General features: G+C 61.1%; 23 protein-coding genes and 2 tRNA genes. 10 read left to right on the top strand and 15 right to left on the bottom strand.

The window, feature by feature from the left end; translation table 11 throughout:
• The first annotated feature begins 22 nt into the window (after positions 1 to 22).
• Together sohB and F6X59_RS16225 are read left to right on the top strand one after the other, a co-directional pair.
• Positions 23 to 1,042: a protease SohB gene (gene sohB / locus F6X59_RS16230; protein WP_372240410.1), complete on the top strand. Its 1,020-nt coding sequence runs from the start codon at positions 23 to 25 to the stop codon at positions 1,040 to 1,042.
• Between the two features lie 154 nt (positions 1,043 to 1,196).
• Positions 1,197 to 1,270: transfer RNA gene (locus F6X59_RS16225), tRNA-Cys, on the top strand.
• Positions 1,271 to 1,502: 232 nt separating this feature from the next.
• Here F6X59_RS16225 and F6X59_RS16220 read toward each other — a convergent pair.
• Both F6X59_RS16220 and F6X59_RS16215 read right to left on the bottom strand, forming a co-directional pair.
• The gene (locus F6X59_RS16220) at positions 1,503 to 2,135 is read right to left on the bottom strand and encodes a polysaccharide lyase family 7 protein (protein ID WP_178120098.1); all 633 of its coding nucleotides are present in this window, start codon (positions 2,133 to 2,135) and stop codon (positions 1,503 to 1,505) included.
• Between the two features lie 150 nt (positions 2,136 to 2,285).
• Positions 2,286 to 2,960, bottom strand: a complete 675-nt coding sequence (locus tag F6X59_RS16215) for a polysaccharide lyase family 7 protein (RefSeq protein ID WP_152957090.1) — start codon at positions 2,958 to 2,960, stop codon at positions 2,286 to 2,288.
• A 618-nt stretch (positions 2,961 to 3,578) separates the two neighbouring features.
• Between F6X59_RS16215 and F6X59_RS16210 the strand changes: the two genes are divergently transcribed.
• Positions 3,579 to 3,773 carry a hypothetical protein gene (locus F6X59_RS16210; RefSeq protein WP_152957089.1) on the top strand — a complete coding sequence of 65 codons (195 nt, stop codon included), beginning with the start codon at positions 3,579 to 3,581 and terminating at the stop codon, positions 3,771 to 3,773.
• Between the two features lies 1 nt (position 3,774).
• Here the strand turns inward: F6X59_RS16210 and F6X59_RS16205 are convergent, their stop codons facing one another.
• The 5 genes from F6X59_RS16205 to F6X59_RS16185 form a co-directional block, all read right to left on the bottom strand.
• The gene (locus F6X59_RS16205; RefSeq protein ID WP_152957088.1) at positions 3,775 to 4,188 is read right to left on the bottom strand and encodes a DoxX family protein; all 414 of its coding nucleotides are present in this window, start codon (positions 4,186 to 4,188) and stop codon (positions 3,775 to 3,777) included.
• A 220-nt stretch (positions 4,189 to 4,408) separates the two neighbouring features.
• Positions 4,409 to 4,493: transfer RNA gene (locus F6X59_RS16200), tRNA-Leu, on the bottom strand.
• Between the two features lie 365 nt (positions 4,494 to 4,858).
• On the bottom strand, positions 4,859 to 7,951 hold the full coding sequence (locus tag F6X59_RS16195; protein ID WP_152957087.1) for an efflux RND transporter permease subunit: 3,093 nt from the start codon (positions 7,949 to 7,951) through the stop codon (positions 4,859 to 4,861).
• On the bottom strand, positions 7,948 to 9,051 hold the full coding sequence (locus F6X59_RS16190) for an efflux RND transporter periplasmic adaptor subunit (protein ID WP_152957086.1): 1,104 nt from the start codon (positions 9,049 to 9,051) through the stop codon (positions 7,948 to 7,950). Before F6X59_RS16190 ends, F6X59_RS16195 begins: the two co-directional genes overlap by 4 nt.
• Positions 9,052 to 9,127: 76 nt before the next feature.
• The gene (locus tag F6X59_RS16185; protein ID WP_152957085.1) at positions 9,128 to 9,742 is read right to left on the bottom strand and encodes a TetR/AcrR family transcriptional regulator; all 615 of its coding nucleotides are present in this window, start codon (positions 9,740 to 9,742) and stop codon (positions 9,128 to 9,130) included.
• A gap of 290 nt (positions 9,743 to 10,032) precedes the next feature.
• On the opposite strand from F6X59_RS16185, the gene F6X59_RS16180 reads away from it, so the two are divergent.
• The 4 genes from F6X59_RS16180 to F6X59_RS16165 all read left to right on the top strand — a co-directional run bounded on the left by F6X59_RS16180 (position 10,033) and on the right by F6X59_RS16165 (position 13,379).
• Positions 10,033 to 10,317: a hypothetical protein gene (locus F6X59_RS16180; protein WP_152957084.1), complete on the top strand. Its 285-nt coding sequence runs from the start codon at positions 10,033 to 10,035 to the stop codon at positions 10,315 to 10,317.
• An 84-nt stretch (positions 10,318 to 10,401) separates the two neighbouring features.
• Positions 10,402 to 11,562, top strand: a complete 1,161-nt coding sequence (locus tag F6X59_RS16175; protein WP_152957083.1) for a nitrogen regulation protein NR(II) — start codon at positions 10,402 to 10,404, stop codon at positions 11,560 to 11,562.
• A 5-nt stretch (positions 11,563 to 11,567) separates the two neighbouring features.
• Complete coding sequence (locus F6X59_RS16170) at positions 11,568 to 13,013, top strand: ATPase domain-containing protein (protein ID WP_152957082.1); 1,446 nt, start codon at positions 11,568 to 11,570, stop codon at positions 13,011 to 13,013.
• 12 nt (positions 13,014 to 13,025) lie between these two features.
• Entirely contained in the window at positions 13,026 to 13,379 is a 354-nt protein-coding gene (locus F6X59_RS16165) for a response regulator (protein WP_152957081.1), read from the top strand.
• Positions 13,380 to 13,449: 70 nt separating this feature from the next.
• Here the strand turns inward: F6X59_RS16165 and csrA are convergent, their stop codons facing one another.
• The 8 genes from csrA to F6X59_RS16130 form a co-directional block, all read right to left on the bottom strand.
• Positions 13,450 to 13,647 carry a carbon storage regulator CsrA gene (gene csrA, locus F6X59_RS16160; protein WP_012315047.1) on the bottom strand — a complete coding sequence of 66 codons (198 nt, stop codon included), beginning with the start codon at positions 13,645 to 13,647 and terminating at the stop codon, positions 13,450 to 13,452.
• Between the two features lie 253 nt (positions 13,648 to 13,900).
• Complete coding sequence (locus F6X59_RS16155; RefSeq protein ID WP_152957080.1) at positions 13,901 to 14,923, bottom strand: DNA topoisomerase IB; 1,023 nt, start codon at positions 14,921 to 14,923, stop codon at positions 13,901 to 13,903.
• Between the two features lie 57 nt (positions 14,924 to 14,980).
• Positions 14,981 to 16,072: a molybdenum ABC transporter ATP-binding protein gene (gene modC / locus F6X59_RS16150; RefSeq protein WP_152957079.1), complete on the bottom strand. Its 1,092-nt coding sequence runs from the start codon at positions 16,070 to 16,072 to the stop codon at positions 14,981 to 14,983.
• Position 16,073: 1 nt separating this feature from the next.
• A complete protein-coding gene (modB, locus tag F6X59_RS16145; protein WP_152957078.1) occupies positions 16,074 to 16,754 on the bottom strand; it encodes a molybdate ABC transporter permease subunit in 681 nt (226 codons plus the stop codon).
• Complete coding sequence (gene modA / locus F6X59_RS16140) at positions 16,754 to 17,512, bottom strand: molybdate ABC transporter substrate-binding protein (protein WP_152957077.1); 759 nt, start codon at positions 17,510 to 17,512, stop codon at positions 16,754 to 16,756. Before modA ends, modB begins: the two co-directional genes overlap by 1 nt.
• Positions 17,513 to 17,649: 137 nt before the next feature.
• Positions 17,650 to 18,726, bottom strand: a complete 1,077-nt coding sequence (locus tag F6X59_RS16135) for a nitronate monooxygenase family protein (RefSeq protein WP_152957076.1) — start codon at positions 18,724 to 18,726, stop codon at positions 17,650 to 17,652.
• A 24-nt stretch (positions 18,727 to 18,750) separates the two neighbouring features.
• Positions 18,751 to 18,921: a hypothetical protein gene (locus F6X59_RS28420; protein WP_178120097.1), complete on the bottom strand. Its 171-nt coding sequence runs from the start codon at positions 18,919 to 18,921 to the stop codon at positions 18,751 to 18,753.
• An 8-nt stretch (positions 18,922 to 18,929) separates the two neighbouring features.
• Positions 18,930 to 19,232, bottom strand: coding sequence for a DUF1883 domain-containing protein (locus F6X59_RS16130; protein ID WP_008090281.1), 303 nt, complete (start codon positions 19,230 to 19,232; stop codon positions 18,930 to 18,932).
• Between the two features lie 160 nt (positions 19,233 to 19,392).
• Here F6X59_RS16130 and F6X59_RS16125 point away from each other — a divergent pair, with 160 nt between their 5' ends.
• The 3 genes from F6X59_RS16125 (at position 19,393) to F6X59_RS16115 (ending at position 21,465) form a co-directional block, all read left to right on the top strand.
• Positions 19,393 to 19,752 carry a hypothetical protein gene (locus F6X59_RS16125; RefSeq protein ID WP_152957075.1) on the top strand — a complete coding sequence of 120 codons (360 nt, stop codon included), beginning with the start codon at positions 19,393 to 19,395 and terminating at the stop codon, positions 19,750 to 19,752.
• A 145-nt stretch (positions 19,753 to 19,897) separates the two neighbouring features.
• Positions 19,898 to 20,548 (top strand): cytochrome c, encoded by a 651-nt coding sequence (locus F6X59_RS16120; RefSeq protein WP_152957074.1) that lies wholly within the window; start codon positions 19,898 to 19,900, stop codon positions 20,546 to 20,548.
• A complete protein-coding gene (locus F6X59_RS16115; RefSeq protein WP_152957073.1) occupies positions 20,545 to 21,465 on the top strand; it encodes a c-type cytochrome in 921 nt (306 codons plus the stop codon). The genes F6X59_RS16120 and F6X59_RS16115 overlap by 4 nt, the downstream gene beginning before the upstream one ends.
• Positions 21,466 to 21,536 lie beyond the last annotated feature (71 nt).

The raw sequence follows: 21,536 nt of genomic DNA, 5'->3' as shown, positions 1-21,536 counted from the left end.
CGCAGGTTCATAAGGAGTCAACGTGGAGTTTCTTGCCGAATACGCAAGCTTTCTCGCCAAAACCGCCACCCTGGTGATTGCCATCCTGGTGGTGTTGTCCGCCATTGCCGGTTTGCGCGGCAAGGGGCGGCGCAAGGCCGGTGGGCAGTTGCAGGTCACCCGCCTCAACGAATTCTATAAAGAGTTGCGCGAGCGCCTGGAAAGCGGCTTGCTCGACAAAGCCCAGCTCAAGGCCCTGCGCAAGCAGCAGGCCAAGGCGGAAAAACAGCAGAAGAAGGGCAAGGCCGAAGAAAAGGACCGAGTGTTTGTGCTCGACTTCGACGGTGACATCAAGGCCTCCGCCACCGAAAGCCTGCGTAACGAGATCACCGCACTGCTGACCCTCGCCACCCCACGCGATGAAGTGGTGCTGCGTCTGGAAAGCGGCGGCGGCCTGGTGCACAGCTATGGCCTGGCCGCCTCGCAACTGGCGCGCATCCGCCAGGCCGGCATCCCGCTCACGGTGTGCATCGACAAGGTCGCGGCCAGCGGCGGCTACATGATGGCCTGCATCGGCGAGAAGATTGTCAGCGCACCATTCGCCGTGCTGGGTTCGATCGGCGTGGTGGCACAGCTGCCCAACGTCAACCGCCTGCTGAAGAAGCACGACATCGATTTCGAAGTGCTGACCGCCGGCGAGTACAAGCGTACCCTGACCGTCTTTGGCGAGAACACCGAGAAGGGCCGGGAAAAGTTCCAGGAAGACCTGGACATCACCCACCAGCTGTTCAAGGACTTCGTCGCCCGCTACCGCCCACAGCTGCACATCGACGAGGTGGCCACCGGTGAAGTCTGGCTCGGGGTTGCCGCATTGAACCGCAAGCTGGTCGATGCACTGCAGACCAGTGACGAGTACCTCAGCGACCGCGCCCGCACGGCCAACCTGTTCCACCTGCACTATGCCGAGCGCAAGAGTTTGCAGGAGCGTATCGGCATGGCGGCCAGCGGCACTGTTGAGAACACCGTGGTAGGTTTGTGGAGTAAACTCGGGCGCTTGCGCTAACACCTTGAACCCGTTGAAATTTTTTTTCGTTCAGGGGGTTGCAAGGTGAAAGGAATGCGGACATAATGGCGCCCATCGAAACGCAGCAAACTTTGAAAAAGGTGCAGTGTTTCAAGGAGATAGTGAAGCGCAAGCTGCTAGATCCGAACTTTGAGGCCGAGTAGCAAAGTGGTTATGCTCCGGATTGCAAATCCGTCTACGCCGGTTCGATTCCGACCTCGGCCTCCACCATTCGAAAGCCCCGCAGATTAACGTCTGCGGGGTTTTTATTTGCGCGTCAGAAAAGCCAAGAGTTCGCCTTCACCCTGGCTTCCTCTCGGGCATCTGCCCATCGATTGCGCAACATCGGCCAGCTCATGCGATAAGCGATCTGTAAAGGCTCTATAGTCGGCTATAAACCAGAGCTGGCGGGCAGCGCCGGAGGGGCAGGCGGCTTTGCGCGGCCTGGGTAAATTCAACTTCAGGCCTTCATCGCGCCGTTAAATACGTCGAAGGTCTCATACACAACCAGCCCTCCCTCGGTTGCCGCGCCTTTGTTGTCGATCACATAGGCACCGGCCTTGAAGAAGAACGGTAGTTTCTTCCAGGAGCTGCTCACTGCTGAAACGCTAAGCAGTTCGTCGAGAGCAACACTCAGTTCCCCGAGCTCATCCACCTGCACGCTGTAGTCGAAGGGCTGGCCCAGTGGGACCGCTTTATCAATCAGCGTTCGTGCGCTCCCGAGCGGCACATTGCGTGACTCGATTCGCACCGCTCCGCTCCACCAGGTCACCATGAGGAATGGGTTAGGCGAGTTGACTGCATGAACCTGTCCGATGATGACCTTACCGCTCGATGGCGCGGCTTCAACGCGTACCCGGCCTGCCATGGAGTGCCTTGCGCTCCCTGGCACCCAGTTGAACGATGCTGAGGAGTCAGGCAGCGTTTGCCGGCCCTCTGTGCGCGGATAGTTGGAGCTACCCGTTGTGTCGTCCTGGACTGAACACCAGTAGTTGGTGTGGCCGTTCTGGTCTATCCAGAGCCGATCTGCTGGCGCCTCAGCTGGATAAAGATAGACCTTTCCGTTCGCGGTGATATTGCCAAAAGTCTTCATGGTTTTCTCCAGAGTAGGCGCCGCCCTTGCCGGGTAGCGTTCATCGTGGATACTTAATCCGTCTACGCCGATTCGATTCCGACCTCGGCCTCCACCATTCGAGAAACCCCGCAGATGAAAATCTGCGGGGTTTTTCATTTTGCCTGCCATTCAGCCATGGCTGAGCGACAGCTCGCTGATGATGCACACCGAACCGTCATCAGCCGGCGTAGCATCGGTGTAGTCAACCTGGTTGTAGATCCCGCCATGGAATTCGAACAGGCGCGTGTCCCAGGTGTCATCGAGTTGCAGTTCAGGCGATGACTTGGAGACGCCGTTGCACCTGGCGGTTACCTTGACCACGCCCGCAGAGGTGGCGTGAATGATCACGTCGAATTTCGTACCGAGCGGCACGCCTTGCAGGAGGGTGCTGTTCACCGGGTTGGTCTGGTTGTAGGACGCCCGGAAGCCCATGGTAATGTTGCCCTTGTTCCAGAACACTTTCACCGGAGGGCTGTCATCCCCCCTGACGTGCATCTGGCTGACGACTACCTTCTGCGCCAAGTTGACCTTGGTCAGGGTCATTGTCTGGCGATTCCAGTGGTCCGGGGCGCTGCCGAGCGTCCAGCTCTGTGTCTCCGACCACTCGCAACGGGTTCTGTGGGTGCTCTTGCTCGAGGCTCCTTTGGTCGGTGCCGTGAACTGAACCGACCCGTCGCTGAGCACTTTAACCACGCTAGGGAACTCAGCGATGGCCTCGGCGCCATTGAGCTCAAGCGCGACGGGGTTTGTCGAAGAGACTGCCACCGGGGTGGCGATCGTTAGATTGCTGATGTTTACGGTCATAAATACTCCTGACGATAAAATCATTGGCCTGGCAGGATTGCCTTCCGGCCGAGGTGTGTTCCTCCGCGTCCGGCTGGGCACTCGTAAGTGCACAGGAGGAGGATTTGGAGTTCATGAATGCTGTATGGATATACAGTATCTCGGGGTGATCTTTTTTCAACCCCTGCAATCATGTAAAGCGTGATGACGGGTAAGAAAGTGGCTCAGGTCTGTGGCTGGCGGGCAAAGAAAAGCCCGGCTCAGGGCCGGGCTGTGTTCAGGTTCTACTGGCGATGATGATTTCGCCTGGGTGCGGTCAGGCAAATGATGCGTCAACCTTCCGTACACATTTCAGATACCCGAAAAAAGAAAAACCCGCCAACCAGTGGCGGGTCTAAAGAACATAAGGAGCAGGGTCAGATTGCCAAAGTGGATGTCATAAACTCGTGAAGTTCACGTTGACGGCGTGTCGATACCCTTGATGAGCACAAAAAAAGCCCGCCATGAAGGCGGGCAACGAACGTTTTGAAGGGAGAGATTACAGCCTCAGGCCTGCTGGTTAAGTCAGCATTAACCGCCATCCATTGACCACGGCCAACGATACGCCTATACAGGCGTGCCAGATTTCCAGGAGCCACCATGCGCGACGAAGACGACCTGCACGAACCCGAGCACGATCACCTGCTCGATCACGAATTCCTCTATGAGGGCTTCGACCCTGAAGCAGATGCCCAGGGCGCCGAGGACGAAGTCGAGGAGGACGAAGCGCTGCTGGATGACCTCGATGACGAAGAGCGCGATCACCCCGCCTGGCACGACGACCTGGACGACTGAGTCAGCGCCCGTCGACCGAGAAGCGCCCAGGGCCGCTGACTGCCAGCACCAGCAGACCGCCGCAGATGCTTAGATTTTTCAGGAACTGGGTCATGTTGGCGGCGCGCTCGGGGTCGACCATGTTCCAGAACGGATGGCCAAGCAGCCCGGTCCCCAGCACGAACAGGGCAAACAGGAAGGCCAGCGGTCGGGTGTAGAAGCCCAGGATCAGCAGGATGCCGACAACGAATTCCATGATCACCGCAACCGCTGCCGCCAGCATCGGGGCAGGGGCGCCCAGTGAGGTCATGTAGCCGACCGTGCCTTCGAAGCCGGTCAGTTTGGCCCAGCCGGAAAGGACGAAGAGGATCATGAGCAGCACGCGGGCGATCAGGAGGATGATGTCGCGTTGACCATCGAACAGGGAGTAGCGCATGGCGGCGTACCGGTGGCTGGGGACAAGCTCCACTTTAGCAGTTGCGCAGAAGGTTGCTGCCGGGCAGCAAAAGGGCATCGCAAGCTGCCAAGCTGTCCAGGCGGACGCACTGATCGTTTTTTGGCGCCTAAGCGCATGCCAAGGCCTTAAGGCTTAGTCGCGAGAGAAAGATCAGATGGAGTGTGGCGCTGAAGGCCAGAGGGAGGGGGTGCGCAATGCTTGGTGCCCCGAGCCGGACTCGAACCGGCACACCTTGCGGCGGCGCATTTTAAGTGCGATGTGTCTACCAATTTCACCATCGGGGCACGATAGCAAGTTGCGCATTAGACACGAAAATTATGCGGAAATCAACGGTTTAGAAGCTGTGCAGAAATGTGCCTTTGGCTTTGAACATTAATCTTACAAAGCACGCACTTCGCGAGCTGGTTTGCCCTGAGGGCAAGTCTGAAATCTGGAGTTGTAAGGGGGGGCGGCCTGTTTGCCTCTTTCGCACATCATCAATATTGCTGGCAGCGACACGCCTTACCACTTTGCAGAGGGGGCTTTACTTGGGAACAATGTGCTTGTTAGCTAACACTTTCTTTTTGCTTTATATGCGCCCGAAAAATCTGCACAGCTTGACCCGTACAACTATCCGTTTACCGAAAAGCGACAAGAGAAAAGCCTGAACTCAGGCGCGCTGCCCAGCTTCCAGGTTGTGCTTGCGCTGTATGGGGCGAATCTTGAACCAGATCGAATACATCGCTGGCAGAAACACCAAGGTCATGATCGTGCCCACGAAGGTGCCCCCGATCAGGGTGTAGGCCAATGTGCCCCAGAATACTGAGTGGGTAAGAGGGATGAACGCCAGGATGGCCGCCAATGCCGTCAGCAAGACGGGGCGTGCTCGTTGCACGGTTGCTTCAACCACGGCGTCGAAAGGCTCAAGACCTTCGGTTTGGTTGTGGTGAATCTGTCCAATAAGGATCAGCGTGTTGCGCATCAGAATTCCCGAAAGCGCAATCAGTCCGACCAGTGCGTTGATCCCGAACGGTTGCCCGAATAGCAGCAATACTGGCACTACACCAATCAACCCCAGTGGGGACGTCAGGAACACCATGGCCATTGCGGAGATCGAGCGCACCTGCAAAATGATGGTCAGCAAGGTCAGGGCAATCATGATCGGCAAGAGTGGAACTATTGCCTGGCTGGCCTTGCCCGACTCCTCGATGGAACCTGCCATTTCGATTTTGTATCCAGGTGGCAGCGATGTGATGATTGGCTGCAACTCCTTCCAGATCGCAGTGGAAACATCGGGCGGCTGGAGCCCTTGCGCGATATCACCGCGCACTGTCATGGTGGGCGTGCGGTCTCGGCGACGCAGGATCGGATCCTCCATGCGAATACTCACCTTGCCGACCTGTGAAACAGGAACACGCTGGCCGTTTGAGCCTGCCAAGGTAAAGTTTTCGATCTGGGCAGGGTCCAGTCTGGCTCGACCAGCGGCACGGCCTACGAGCTGAACAGACCGGATATCTTCCCTGACTGAAGTGATCGGCACCCCGGTCAGCAAGAATTGCAGTTGCTGCGATACCGAGGTGGAAGTCAGCCCCACCGCCTGCAGGCGATCTTGATCCAGTGCGAAGTGAAGGGTCGGTACAAGCGGACCCCAGTCAGTATTGACAGTCTTCATCATCGGGCTTGCCTGCAGCACGCCCCGAACTCGCGCAGCGATCTGGCGCAGTTGCGCAGGGTCGGGGCCCATGACGCGATAAGCGACCGGATAAGGAGAGTAGGGGCCGAAGACCAGTTGGGTTACACGCACTTGAGCTTCGGGCGCCAGGCCTTCGGCAGCGGCTTCCCGCAGACGGTACTTGAGGACCTCACGAGCCTCTTGGTTTTGGGTCAGAACGACAATCTTGGCGAAAGATGGATCTGGCAATTCCGGAGCCATTGCCAGGAAGAAGCGCGGCGGGCCTTGGCCGATGTAAGTGGTGACAATTTTTGCCTCCTCTTGCTGGCGCAACCAGGACTCCACCTTGATGGCGGCGGCATTCGTCTGTTCGATGGATGTGCCGTAGGGCATCTGCAACTCCACCAGAACTTCAGGGCGATCAGAAGTTGGGAAGAACTGTTTCTTCACCAGCCCCATACCCAGCACCGCAGCCACAAATGTCGAAACAACTGTGCCTGCCACAAGCCATTTGTATGAGATCACCCAGCTCAACAGAGAGCGGAAGCGGTTGTAATGACGGGTGTTGTAAATGGCGGCATGGCCGCCTTCGATGGTCTTGATGTGAGGCAATAACTTCACGCCCAGATAAGGGGTGAACGCTACAGCCACCACCCAGGACGCGATCAAGGCGATGCCAACGACCCAGAACATGTTGCTCGTGTATTCGCCTGCGGTGGACTGGGCAAAACCGTTAGGCATGAAACCGATGGCGGTTACCAGGGTGCCAGCAAGCATTGGCGCAGCTGTATGGCTCCAGGCATAGGCGCATGCCTTGATACGGTCGTAACCTTCTTCCATCTTCACTACCATCATCTCGATGGCGATGATCGCATCGTCGACCAGCAGGCCCAGCGCCAGGATCAGTGATCCGAGTGTTATACGGTCGAAGTTCTTGCCAGTGGCAGCCATGACGACGAAGACGATCGCCAAGGTCAAGGGCACTGCTGCGGCAACGACGACCCCCACACGCCATCCCATGCTGACAAAACAAACCAGCATCACAACCAGCAAGGCAACGAAGAACTTCACCATGAACTCATCGACGGATGACGTGATGTTCACCGCTTGATCCGTCACCTTGCTGAGTGTCATGCCCAAAGGCATGTTTGCGTTGATGCCTGCAGTTTCAAGCTCCAGGGCTTTGCCGAGGTCGAGCCCGTTCCAACCCTCACGCATGACGATGCCAAGCAGCAGCGCAGGCTCGCCACCATTGCGTACCAGGAATGTCGCGGGGTCTTCATAGCCCCGTTCGACGTCCGCAATGTCCGAGAGCTTCAGCGTGCGGCCTTTCGTGAACACGGGCGTATCGCGGATTTTTTCCAGTTGATCAAAGGCACCCTCGACCCTGATCACTACCTGGGGGCCGCTTGTCTCAACCGATCCGGCCGGAGACAGGGCGTTCTGGTTGTCCAGAGCGGAGAAAATATCCTGCGGTGTAATGCCCAGCGTAGCCAGCCGGTCGTGGGAAAAGGAAACGAATATCCGTTCAGATTGTTCTCCGAGGATGTTGACCTTTTTGACGCCGGGCACGTGCAGCAGTTGCTGGCGCAGTGTTTCAGCATCACGTACCAATTGTCGCTGGGGTTCCCCTTTGGCTTTGAGGGCGTACACGGCAAACGTGACGTCCGAGAACTCGTCATTGAGCATTGGGCCAATCACGCCCTGTGGCATCAGCTTGGCTTGATCACCCGCTTTCTTGCGGGCTTGGTAGAACTCTTCCTGAACAGCTGACGGCGGGGTCTTGTCCTGCAGCGAAACCATCGTGAAAGCCAGCCCAGGCCGTGTATAGGTTTCGGTACGGTCATACCAGCGCAGTTCTTGCATGCGCTTTTCCAGCGGCTCTGCCACCAGGTTCTGCATCTCCTGCGCGGTAGCGCCAGGCCAGGCACTGATGATGGTCATCTGCTTTACGGTGAAAGGCGGATCTTCCGCTCGGCCCAGTTTGAAGAAGGCCAACGTACCGGCCAGCGTGATAAGCAAAATCAGGAACAGGGTGATCGAGCGCTCACGTACCGCTAACGCAGACAGGTTAAAACGGCGTTCACTCATGGCTGCCGCTCCGTGGTCTGAGCGGTCTGAATCTGTTCCATGACCTCAGCACCCTCGCGGAGCAAATGCGCACCCAAGGCGACAACCCGATCCCCGGTGTTGATGCCGCCCTTTACCACAGCTACCTCGTCACTGACGCTCAATACCTCTACCGGGCACCAGGCCACCTTGGCCGGCCGGCCGCTAATTACCCACACACCCGTACCGTTGCCAGGGTCAAAAAGTGCGCCTATCGGTACTTGCCTGGCTTGGGAGTCCTGACTGTGTTCAGCAATATCAACAGTCACGGTTGAACCCAACGGGGCGCTCGCTAAAGCGCCTGTCAGCACGTATCTGGCCTCGAACGTGCGGGTGGCTGGGTCGGCTGCCTCTGAAAGCAGTCGCAGTTTTGCGGGCACGGCCTGTGAACCTTGGCCAAACAGCCTGGCGAAAGCTGTCGAGCCAGGGGCAGGGCGGAGGGTTTCTGGCAAGTGGACGACAGCTTCTCGTTGGCCAGCTCTCGCCAGTCTCACAACCGCCTGGCCTGCACTGACTACCTGGCCCGGTTCGGCCAACGTGTCCATCACGACACCCTCGGCATCGGCCAGCAAGACTGCATACCCGGTGGCGTTCCTGGCAACGTCGGCCTGAGCCTGCGCGGCGCTGAGCTGTGCCTTTGCGGAATCAGCTGCAGCTTTGATCTGATCGTAGAGCGATGCCGAAACCGCGCCCTCGGCCACTAACCTTCGATAACGAGCTTCATCATCAGCGGTTTGCTTGGCCTTCGCCCTGGCCGAAGTAACAGCCTCCTGCTGCGCGCGTGCCTGCAGAGTCAGATCGACCGGGTCCAGGCGCATCAGAGGCTGCCCGCGTTCAACTGTTTCTCCGGCATCCACCAGGCGCTGCAGGATCTTTCCAGATACACGAAAGCCGAGGTCACTCTGGGTGCGAGCGACCACTACCCCGGAAAACGACCGCGCAGGATCCACTGCGTTCAGTACCGCGATTGCTTTTACAACCGGCGGCTTGTCACGCGGGTCTTTTTCAGGTGAAGAGCCCCCGCAAGCGACCAGGGCGAGTGGGAGTAGACAACCGACTAAGGCGGCAGGGCGCAGGCGCATGGGATCCCGTTCTCAAAAGGCGACATAGGAACCCAATTTTTATACTGGTGACCAATATTGTCAATGGTCACAACTGTTATGGCGCAAGGCTCCTCAAAATCAGGGCGGGCAGTTGGATGACCGCATCCTCGAGGGTGTCCAGGTTGTGCTGAAGCAGCGCGGCATTTATGTAAGGCCTCATGACCAGAAAAATGGCCAAGGTCGATTCGTCGATTGGCGTCTTTCGCTCAAACTCTCCTGTGTCGCGCCCTTCAGACAGGATCGCCTGAATGACCTGGTTGACCTTGGCTTCGTGGGCCTTGACTGATGGCCATAGATCGCGCGATGCCACTGCAGCTATGTCATAGAGCTTACGTTCATGGAAGAAGAGATCGGCGCCGCCCTCTGCAATCGTTCGGAATAGACGCCTGAGCTTTTCCGATGCGCTAGGGGCTTCGCTGATAGCCGTCTCAATGCGCTGCATGATGAGCGCAAGCCGGCCGGAGCAAATGACCTCACCGATCGCTTGTTTGGATTCGAAGAATTTATAGACGTAGGCCTTCGAAAAGCCGATTGCCTTGGCCAGGTCCGAGACGGTGGTCTTGTCATAGCCGTAGTGGGCAAAGTGCTCCATGGCAGCCTGGATGATCTGATCCCTCACATCGTGGTCGGCTGGCCCGCGTGCCGGGGCGGGTGGAGAAGATTTCGTCATGTGTGAAGCGTCCTGAAACGGGTGACAGGTTGTGACCAAAATATAACATGGTCACATTCCCTCTTGGTCTATGTGAATCCTTGTGCCTCCCTACCGAACGACTGCTCGGCTGTTGAGCCAGCCTCAATTGCAGGGTGCATGCAAGTGCGTTTTATAACCCATTGTTATAGTTGAGCGCATCGCAGCACCTATGATCAAAGGAATGAGGGCGTCGATCGATTGGGCAATTGACACCTTGCCATCATTAAGCCACTGTTGCCCACTTCATTGGATCCAATGAGTGTGACGCCATGTCTCAGGCCAATACCGCGGCTCTTCCCGGGCGTACTGTCCGCCCTCGGTTGTTCTGGCGCCTGCTGTTCGCGCAGGTGTTGCTGCTGGGCGCTTTTCTGTACCTCAGCCTGATCACCCTCGCGGGCTACCTCCTGCTGCTCGGTTTCGATGCTGAGCAGCAGCAATCGCAACGCTTGATGGCGTTGGCGGGTGGCGGCCTGATACTGCTGGTGGGCCTGTGGTTGCTGAAAGTGGCGATGCCGCGACGAATCAGCCCGCTCATGGTCGAACCCGAGCGTTGATAATCCGTTGCAGCGCGTGCTGTTGCAGAAGGGTACGCTTGGCTAAGCTATCCAGATCCCTCCTGCAGTACCTGTGGAGTTTGCATGGTTTCAGCCCACTGTATCGATCACCCTGTCATGCCCGCCAGCCGCTATGAGCAGCTGGTGCAGTCGGTGGTGGATTACGCCATCTACATGCTTGACCCGTCTGGCCACGTGGTGTCCTGGAACGCAGGCGCCCAGCGGATCAAGGGCTACCGCGCCGATGAAATCATTGGCCGGCATTTTTCGTTGTTCTTCACCCCTCAGGATTGCGTCGAAGGGCGCCCGGAGCGCCTGCTCAAGCAGGCCCTGGAGCAAGGCGTGGCGCAGGACGAAGGCTGGCGCGTGCGCCAGGACGGCACGCAGTTCTGGGCCTTGGCCGCGCTGGATGTGATCCGCGACGAACAGGGGCAGATCGTCGGCTTGGCCAAGGTCACCCGTGATATCACCGACCGGCGCGAATCGGCGCTGCAGCTCGACGCCGTGCGCGCCCAGTTGTTCCAGGCGCAGAAGCTCGAAGCGCTGGGCCAGCTCACCGGTGGCTTGGCGCATGACTTCAACAACCTGCTGACCATCATCATCAATTCGGCGCGCCTGGCACAAACCAGCCAGGACCCGGCGCGGTTGCAGCGCATGCTTGAGCACATCCTCGATGCCGGGCATCGCGGAACCGAGCTGACCCAGCAACTGCTCAGCTTCGCCCGCTACCGGCAACTCGATGTCTCGCTGGTCGCCCCGGCCAGGCTTTTAGAGGCCACCCGTGGCCTGCTGGAGCATGCGCTGCCGCGTGAAATCGTGTTGCAGGCGTACTTGCAGCCCGATCTGCCACTGATCGAGGTGGATACCGGGCAGCTGCAGATGGTGCTGCTCAACCTGCTGTTCAACGCGCGCGATGCGATTGGCGAGAAGGGTACGATCGACCTGGCAGTGCTCACGGTTGATCTGGCAGGCGAAGTCGAGGGCCTGCATGGCACGTTCGTGTGCTTCGAAGTACGTGACAGCGGCGATGGTATCGACCCTCAGATTTTGCCGCGCATCTTCGAGCCGTTCTTCACCACCAAGCCTTTCGGCAAGGGCACCGGCCTTGGCCTCAGCCAGGTATACGGTTTTGCCAAGCAGAGCAATGGCGCCATCCATGTCGGCAGCACACTCGGCCAGGGCACGTGCATGCGCCTGTATCTGCCGGCCTATCAGCCCGATGCGGGGGCACAAGACGACAGGTAGCCACCATGGTGCAGGCACTCAAACGGCTGGTCACGGGGATCGAAGGGCTCGATGCGCTGCTCAAGGGCGGGCTGGTAGCAGGCGCTTCCTATATCGTTCAGGGGCCGCCCGGTGCGGGCAAGACCATCCTGGCCAACCAGTTGGCCTGCGGCCATGTGCGTGACGGTGGCAAGGTGCTGGTGGCGACCTTGCTCAGCGAGTCCCATGAGCGCTTGTTCCAGTACCTGGCGACCCTGGAGTTCTTCGACCCAGGCATGGTGGGTGACCAGATCCAGTTCGTCAGCGCCTTCGATACCCTCGAGCAGGAAGGGCTGGACGCGGTGGTCAAGCTGCTGCGCCAGGAAATCGGCAAGCAGCAGGCGAGCCTGCTGATCGTCGATGGCGTGCTCAATGCCCGGGTTCGTGCAGAAACGGCGCTGGACACCAAGAAGTTCGTCTCGGAATTGCAGGGCCATGCGGCGTTCGCCGGTTGTACCGTGCTGCTGCTGACCAGTGCCCGCCTGGATGACAACAGCCCGGAACATACCATGGTCGATGGCGTGATCGAGTTGGGCGAGCAACTGGTCGGCAGCCGCGCGGTGCGCCATGTACAGCTGCGCAAGACGCGGGGCAGCGGGGCGTTGTCCGGGCGCCACGAGTGCCTGATCGATCAGGCGGGGATGCACGTTTACCCGCGCCTGGAGTCGCTCTACAGCCACCCCAGCCAGCTGGGCTCCGCCTCTTTGCACCGGGTGTCCACGGGGGTCGAGGCGTTGGACGAAATGCTGGGCGGTGGCCTGACGCTGGGTTCGGTCAGCCTGCTGATGGGCCCCTCCGGCATTGGCAAGACCTCGATTGGCCTGGCTTTTCTGGCGGCAGGCAGCGTGGAGCAGCCTGCACTGCACTTCGGCTTTTACGAAACGCCCGCCCGGTTACGCCTGAAGGCTGCAGCGCTGGGCTACGACTTGGCCGCCCTCGAGCATACCGGCGCCTTGCAGCTGTGCTGGCAACCGACTACCGAAGGCCTGCTGGACCAGGTAGGTGCGCGTCTGCTCAAGCACGTCGAGCAGCAGGGCAGCAAGCGTGTGTTGATCGACAGCCTGGGCGCGTTCAGCCGCTTGGCGATCGACCCGGCGCGGCTCAATGCGTTTTTCCGTGCCTTGGTTGGCGAACTGCGGGCGCGTGATGTCAGCGTCATGCTCACCTGGGAGATGCGGGATATTTTCGGTTCGGAAATCACTGCCCCGGCGCCAGACCTGTCGAGCATCGTCGACAACCTCATGCTGATGCGCTTCGTCGAGCTGGACTCGCAGCTGCGGCGCATGCTGTCGATCCTGAAGGTGCGCGACAGCCATCACGACCCGGCGCTGCACGAACTGCGCATCGGCCCGCAGGGCATCCATCTGCGCAAGGCGTTCGAAGGCGCCACAGGCGTACTCTCGGGTACTCCGGTGCCGCAAGGGGGTGGCTGACGGGGCCTGCCGATGAACACCATCCTGATTGTCGATGACGAATACCTGATCGCCGATATCCTCGGCTTTGCCCTGGAGGACGAAGGTTTTCTGGTGGAAAAGGCCAGCAACGGGCGCAAGGCCCTGGAGGCGCTGAAGGAAAGGCGTGTGGACCTGGTGATTACCGACTACATGATGCCGGTGCTCAATGGTGAGGAACTGGTGCGGGCGATTCGCGACGAACTGCAACTGCTGGACCTGCCGGTGATCCTGATGAGCGGCGCCCAGGCCAGCCAAGGGCGCCCGGAGCTGTTCGCTGCGGTCTTCGACAAGCCGTTCGACATGGACAGGATGATCGCCAAGGTGCGCGAACTGCTCGGCACCTGAGGTTCAGGTTGCGGCTTGCGCCGGCCCTTCGATCAAGCGCGTCCGTGCGGCTTGAAGCGAGGCGCTCAGGTCAGTGTTGGTCGTCGTGCTTTTCCGGAGCCGGGCTGCCGGCCTGGATGCGCTTGAAGATCTCTTCACGGTGCACCTGGACATCCTTTGGTGCATCGATGCCAATCCTCACCTGCATCCCTTTTACGCCCAGAATGGTGACTTTGATGTCATCGTTGATGACGATACTTTCGCCAACCTTACGGGTGAGTATCAGCATGTAGTTCTCCTTGGTAATGTAGAAATCCGTCGGGCCATTGGGCCGCAGCGGTGGGAGCGTGTCCCTCTTCCTTCTCATTAAAGACGCTTTCGGCGGATAGTAATTCCCCGAAAGACAAATTCTGTTGCGTGTCTTTAGTCGCAGGTGCCGAGGTAAATGCTGTCAAGCGTTTCGGCGAGGTGCTCGGTGGCAAGAATAGGGGGCTTCGGCCTTTATGGGAAATTTCTCTGCATGATGGGCTGAATAGTTCGACTCAATCATCGGCTGTTGTTTCCAGGGCCTGAAGAAATAGCAACAGGGCCACCTCTTCGGCATCCAGGCCCTTGCGCACCCGGCGCCTGGGCAAGTCGGCCAGGCGCCCGAGGGCATAATGTTCGAGCACGGCCGGGTGGATATAGCAGCGCCTGCACACCGCCGGCGTGTTGCCCAGGCGTGTTGCCACCTGCTTGACGATGGCCGCGACCTGGCGCTTGGCTTCGCTCTCCGGCTCCCAGGCCAGCGGCCGTAGCAGGCTCAGCGCCAGGCTGCTGCCGGCCCAGGTGCGGTAGTCCTTGGCGGTGAAGTCGGCGCCGGTCAGTTGCTGCAAGTACTGGTTGACCTCGCTGGAGCCGACGCTGTGCCGCTGGCCGTCTTCATCCAGGTACTGGAACAGCGCCTGCCCAGGCAGTTCCATGCAGCGCTTGAGCAGGTTGGCCAGGCGCCGGTCGCGCAGCGTGACATTGTGCTCCACGCCGCGCTTGCCGCGGAACTGGAAGCGCACGGTGCTGCCCTGCACCTTGACGTGACGGTTGCGCAGGGTGGTCAGGCCGTAGGACTGGTTGTCGCGCAGGTAGCGTTGGTTGCCGATGCGGATCAGCGTGTGGTCGAGCAGGCTCACCACCAGCGCCATGACTTTCTCCCGGTCCAGGCCCGGGCGGGCCAGGTGCGCTTCCAGTTGCGCACGCAGTTTTGGCAGTGCCTGGGCAAAGGCCAGCATGCGCCCGTACTTGTGCTGGTCGCGCAGTTCGCGCCACTGGGCGTGGTAGCGGTACTGCTTGCGGCCGCGGGCATCGCGGCCGGTGGCTTGCAGATGGCCTTGCGGGTCGGCGCAGATCCACACATCGCTGTAGGCCGGCGGGATTACCAGGGCGGCGATGCGTGCCAGGGTTTGTGGGTCGCGGATGCGCAGCCCCTGGGCATCGAGGTAGATGAAACGGTCGCGCCAGCGGCGCCGGGTCAGGCCCGGCTGGCTGTCGTCGACATAGTGCAGGCTGGGTGGCAGAGGGCAGTCGAGCATCGGCGGCGGGCCTCGATCAGGTCACTGATCAATGGACAACGGCCGCTTCGAGGATGCTCAACCCAGCAGTGCCACCGACTTGATCTGCGCGAACAGCGCCTGGCCGGCATGCACGCCAAGCTGGTCTGCCGAGAACCGCGTGATGCGCGCCAGCAAGGCGTTGCCGCCGGCATCCAGGCTTACCAGCACATGCGCCGGGTTGTCCGCAGGGCGCGTTTCGCGCACCCGCACCGGCAAGCGATTGAGAATGCTCGAGGTACTGTCGGCGCGCAGTGCCAGGCTCACATCCCGGGCCTGCACCTTGACCCGCAAGGTACTGCCCATGCTGTGTGCCGGGTGGGCGATACGCAGCAATGGCGCTTCATTGCCGGGCAGGCGCAGGTCGAGCAGGTCGTAGTGCGGATCGTGGCCGACCACAATGCCCTCGAAGACCACCCCGGCATCCTCGCCTTGGGCCAGTGACAGGTCGAGGCGGGCCAAGGTCTCGCCGATCGGTCCGCTGGCCATGGCCCGGCCTTGCTCCAGCAGCACCAGATGGTCAGCCAGGCGCGCCACTTCGTCCTGGGCATGGCTGACGTACAACAGTGGGATATCCAGTTCCTCGTGCAGGCGTTCCAGGTATGGCAGGATCTCGCGCTTGCGCGGCCCGTCGAGTGCGGCCAGCGGTTCGTCCATCATGAGCAGCCGCGGGCTGCTGAGCAGTGCGCGGGCAATGCCGACCCGTTGGGCCTCGCCGCCCGACAAGGTGGCCGGCTTGCGTGCGAGCAGGTGGCCGATGCCGAGCAGCTGGCATGCCTGGTCGAGGCTGACCTTGCGCTCGGGCGGGGCGATGCGCCGCCAGCCGAATTCCAGGTTGCCGCGCACCGACAGGTGCGGGAACAGGCTGGCCTCCTGGAATACGTAGCCCACCGGGCGCAAGTGCGGTGCCAGGAAGTGGCCACGGGCGCTGTCCTCCCAGACCTCACCATTGACCTCGATATACGCGCTGGCCGCCCGCTCCAGCCCGGCCAGGCAGCGCAGGCACGAGGTCTTGCCCGAGCCCGAGTGGCCGAACAGCGCGCTGATGCCGCGGCCAGGCAGGTTCAGGTCGACGTCCAGGGTGAAGTCGTCGCGGGCCAGCTTCAGGCGCGCCACTATCGATCCGCTCATTTCAGCTCCAGCCAGCTTTGCTACGGCGCCCGGCATAGAGCAGGAGCAGCACCAGGAACGAGAACACCAACATGGCACCGGCCAGCCAGTGGGCTTGCGCATACTCCATGGCCTCGACGTGATCGAAGATTTGCACCGAGACCACGCGGGTTTTGTCGGGGATGTTGCCACCGATCATCAGCACCACGCCGAACTCGCCAACGGTATGGGCAAAGCCGAGGATGCTGGCGGTGACGAAGCCGGGGCGGGCCAATGGCAGCACCACGTGGACGAATGTGTCCCAGGGGCTGGCGCGCAGGGTCGCGGCCACTTCCAGCGGGCGCTGGCCGATGGCGCCGAAAGCGTTTTGCAGCGGCTGTACCACGAAGGGCATGGAATACACCGTCGAGCCGATCACCAGGCCCGTGAAGCTGAACACCACGGTGCCCAAGCCCATGGCCTGGGTCGCCTGGCCGAGCCAGCCGTGCGGGCCGAGGGCGATCAGCAGGTAGAAGCCGATCACCGTCGGCGGCAGCACCAGTGGCAGCGCCACCACCGCGCCCACCGGCCCGCGCAGCCACGAGCGCGTGCGCGCCAGCCACCAGGCGATGGGCGTGCCGACAATCAGCAGGATCAGCGTGGTCAGGCTGGCCAGCTTGATGGTCAGCCAGACTGCGCCGAAGTCACTGGCGTCCAGTGGCATCAGATTTCATAACCGTAGGACTTGATCAGCGCAGCGGCTTTCGGGCCCTTGAGGTAGTCGATCAGGGCCTTGGCAGCCGGGTTGTCCTTGCCTTTGTTGAGGATGACCGCATCCTGCAGGATCGGCGCGTGCAGGTTGGCCGGGACGATCCAGGCCGAACCACTTGCGAGCTTGCCGTCCTTGTAGACCTGCGACAGGGCGACGAAGCCCAGCTCGGCGTTGCCGGTGGAGACGAACTGGTAGGCCTGGGTGATGTTCTGGCCTTCGACGATCTTGGCCTTGGTGGCCTCGGTCAGCTTCAGCGTGTCCAGCACCTGGGTGGCGGCCAGGCCGTAAGGGGCGGCTTTCGGGTTGGCGATGGCCAGGTGCTGGAACCGGTTCTTCTTCAGCACCTCACCGTTGTCATCCACATAGCCCGGCTTGGCCGACCACAGGGCCAGGGTGCCGGTGGCGTAGGTGAAGCGCGAGCCCGGGACGATCTCCTTTTCCTCTTCCAGCTTCTTCGGGGTGCTGTCGTCGGCGGCGAGGAACACTTCGAACGGTGCGCCGTTCTTGATCTGCGCGTAGAACTGCCCGGTGGCGCCATAGGCGGCGACCAGTTTGTGGCCGGTGTCCTTCTCGAAGTCCTTGGCGATGGCCTGGATCGGCGCGGTGAAGTTCGCGGCGACCGCAACCTGCACCTCATCGGCCCAGGCGCTGTTGAGCGCGATCAGGCTGGCCAGGGCAGTGACGGCCAAGTGGGGCAGGCGGATACGCATGAAGGCAGCTCCTTGAGGTGGTTATCGTTATGGTGTGAACTATATAGCGATAGGCCAATGGTCGGGAAGGGGCTGGAGCAGGGGTTATAACCTCTGGGTCGTCTACTGCCGGCGATTGGGCAGACGCGAGGGTGTGTTTAGCGCATGATCCGCGCCAACGCGTTGTCAGCAATCTCCCGGGTCAGCTGTTCAGCCGGCATATGCCTGCCCAGGCGCAGTGCCTGCCCCGACCACAGGTTACTGAAATCGCTGTTGCCCTGCGCCTCGGTAATCGCCCGCAACGGCATCAATGCGCCCCCGGCCAGCGGGAAGCGCGGGGCCAGTTCGCTCATCGGCCCCAGTTCACGCATGATGCGGTTGTTGATGCCACGTGCCGGGCGCCCGGTGAACAGGTTGGTCAACGCGGTGTCGCTGGCCGCAGCGGTGTCCAGTGCGCGACGGTGGGCAGGGGAGACCTTGGCCTCCGGGCAGAACAGGTAGGCGGTGCCGATCTGCACTGCACTGGCGCCCAATGCCAGGGCCGCCACCAGGCCGCGGTGGTCGCCAATGCCGCCGGCGGCGATCACCGGCAGGCGCACGGCATCGGCAATCTGCGGCACCAGGGCGAAGGTGCCGATCTGGCTGGTGATGTCGTTGCTGAGGAACATGCCGCGATGGCCGCCGGCTTCATAGCCCATGGCGATGATCGCGTCGCAGCCATTGGCTTCGAGCCACAGCGCTTCTTCCACCGTGGTGGCGCTGGACAACACCTTGGCGCCGGTGGCCTTGACCCGCTGCAGCAGTGCAGCTTGCGGCAAACCAAAGTGGAAACTCACCACCTCCGGGCGCAACTGCTCGACCAGCAGGCAGCTCTGTTCATCGAAGGGTGCGCGGTTGGAAACAGGCGTAGGCGCATCGAAGTCGGCGCCGACTTCGGCGTAGTACGGTTGCAGTGCCTGCTTCCAGCGGGCGTCGCGCTCCGGGTCGGGCGCTGGCGGCTGATGGCAGAAGAAGTTCAGGTTCAGCGGCCGGCCAGGGCAGGCCGTGCGGAAGGCCTCGATCTCAGCGCGCACCTGGTCGCCGGTGAGCATGGCGCAGGGCAGGGCACCCAGGCCACCTGCGCTGGCCACGGCAATGGCCATGGCCGAACCCGAGGCGCCGGCCATCGGCGCCTGGAGAATGGGCAACTCGATGCCCAGCAGATCGAGGATACGACGGTCGGGCCAGTTGCTCATGCGCTTCTCCTTGCCGCTGCTGCCTTACAGTGCTTTGCTCACCTGGATGTCGATGATCTTCTCGGCGTCTTCACCGTGAATCTTGCGCAGGGCTTCCATGGCCTGTTCGTGCGAGGCGTCGGCCATCACGGCGAAGTCCCAGCGGCGCTGGCCGTCGAGCTTGTACTTGATGACGTATTTGATGTTCTGGGTCATGGTGGGCCTTATCCGAGTTTCGACGACGAGCGGCGGATGATCTTGATCTTGTGGGTCAGGGTCGGTTTGCGCGTTACCGAGATCGGGCGGGTGGTCACGGTATCGATGGTGATGTTCCAGAAACCGGTGCTCGGCACGGTGATCTTGGCCGGGAAGCGCTCGAAGTGGCCACCGTGGTAGGTGTGCCGGCCGCCGTTCTTGAAGCTGCGGAAATTAGCGTCGTTCATCAGGCGGATGTTGCAGCGCTGGGAGCACTCGATGACGACGATATCGTCCTCGTTGAGGTGCTCGCGCTGGTGTACGAATTTCATGGGGTGCTCCGCAAGGATTGGTTCTGCAAAGGCGAACGATACCACGATGTCGGCTTGCGCTGCCGCGCCTGGATGGCACTTGGCAGATAAAACGGCCAAAGCGGGGAGCAAAACCGCCTGGCTGTTGTCCTAGGCTCTCTGGTCATTCGAGGTGCAGGAAATGAAGTGGATGGTGGCGGCGTTGTTCCTGGCGCTGGGGGGGTGTGTCAGTGTGGCGGAACTTGAGCAATCCCATGAAACCATGGATGTCATGTCTGGCAAGACGCCGCGTGAATACGCCGATTGCGTCAAGGCGCACCTGGCCAAAAGCCGTGATCCTTTGGTGGAGGAACAGCACGATGAGGGCTTGCGCCTGATCGTGCCGCAAAAACTCACGGCAGGTTCCGGGCCGGCAGCGTTGCTCGACATCCGCAAGCGCGGCAGCGGCAGCAGCATCAAGCTGCATGAGCGGCTGAACAACTTTCCGCTGCGCCCGGGCGATGTACGCCAGGCAACGACCGAGTGCATCTCTGGCAGTTGATCTGGCTCAACGGATCGGCCCTTAGCAGGCCAATTGCCAGCCGGTGGTCGGCTTAGGCGTTGTTGCGAATTCCCCTACAGGGCTAGTATCCATTTGCTTATGTTTTTTAAGCCTAAGCTTATAACAAAAGAAATGGAGATTCGTGATGACACCGTTGAGTCGCGTCGTGATCGGCAGCCTGCTGATCCTGGCCTGGCCCGCGGCGCATGCCGCCGATGGCCAGAAAGTCTTTACCCAGGGCGGGGCCAACCCCGCCGCCATGGCCTGTCTGAGCTGCCATGGCCCGGACGGCAAGGGCATTGCCGCCGCAGGGTTCCCTCGCCTGGCTGGCCTGCCGGCCGGTTACCTGAGCAAGCAGCTGCGTGACTGGCAAAGCGGCAGCCGCCAGCAGCCGGTCATGGCGCCGTTGGCCAAAGCCCTGAGCGCAGATGAGATCGAGGCCGTCAGCCGTTACCTGGCCGCGCTGCCGAGTGATCCTGCCCCAGACGGGCGTCGCCAGCAGATGGCGAGCAACCCCACCCAACGCCTGGCCCTCTACGGCGACTGGAGCCGACAGATCCCCGGCTGTGTGCAGTGCCATGGCCCAGGCGGCAGCGGTGTCGGCGAGCACTTCCCGCCGCTGGCCGGGCAGCCCGCCGCCTACCTGATCGCACAGCTCAACGGCTGGCGCGACGGCAGCCGCAGCAATGACCCCAACCAGTTGATGGCAGGCGTGGCCAAGGCCATGACCGACGCCGAAGTCAAGGCGATTGCCGAGTACTTCGCCCACCCCGCCAGCCCGGAGGTCAAGCCATGAAAACCTTGATGCCAACGTTACTGCTGCTGGCCACGGGCGCTGCCTTTGCCAATCAAGCGCCGATCGCCATGGAAGACCAGTCGCAACTGAAAGTCCCCGGTGCCCAGGCCGCGCCACAATTCGCCCCGCCCGCCGAAAGCGAGTTGTCGGACAATGCATTCGGCAAAATGGTCCGCGAGGGCCACGCACTGTTCGTCGATACCCGCCGGTTGATGCCCGAGGCCGTGGGCAATGGCATGAACTGCAGTAACTGCCACCTCGACCAGGGCCGCCTGGCGCATTCCGCGCCGCTGTGGGGCGCTTATCCGATGTACCCGGCCTACCGCAAGAAGAACGACAAGGTGAACACCTTCGCCGAGCGCATCCAAGGGTGCTTCCAGTTCAGCATGAACGGCAAGCCGCCGGCCGCTGACAGCCCGCAGATGACGGCGCTCGCCGTATATTCGTACTGGCTTTCGACCCAGGCGCCCACCGGTGTGGAAATCGCCGGTCGCGGTTACCCCGAGGTGCCGCAGCCAAAAGGTGGCTATGACTTCAAGCGCGGCCAGCAGGTCTACCGCGAACAGTGCGCCATCTGCCACGGCGACAACGGTGAGGGGCAGAAGGTAGCCGGTGAATATGTGATGCCGCCGCTATGGGGTAAAGACTCCTACAACTGGGGTGCCGGCATGCACCGGATCAATACCGCGGCATCGTTCATCAAGTACAACATGCCACTGGGCAAGCCGGGCAGCCTGAGCGATCAGCAGGCCTGGGACGTGGCCGCCTGGGTCAACCGCCACGAACGCCCTCAGGACCCGCGCCTGGTGGAGGGCTCCATCGAAAAAACACGGCTGAAGTTCCATGCCAACGACGGTGTCAACCTGTATGGCCAGCAGGTTGACGGGGTGCTGATCGGGCAGGGCACTGGCAGCTGAGCGGGGCGTTGAGCCGGCCCTTTCGCGGTGTTACGGGAGGGCCGGATGACGGGATTTTCACGAACTTTTTG

The sequence above is a fragment of the Pseudomonas sp. MN1F genome, assembly GCF_009391885.1.
Lineage (GTDB): Bacteria > Pseudomonadota > Gammaproteobacteria > Pseudomonadales > Pseudomonadaceae > Aquipseudomonas.
The sequence above is the reverse complement of the archived record's forward strand: the minus strand, read 5'-3'. Positions and strand labels throughout refer to the sequence as shown.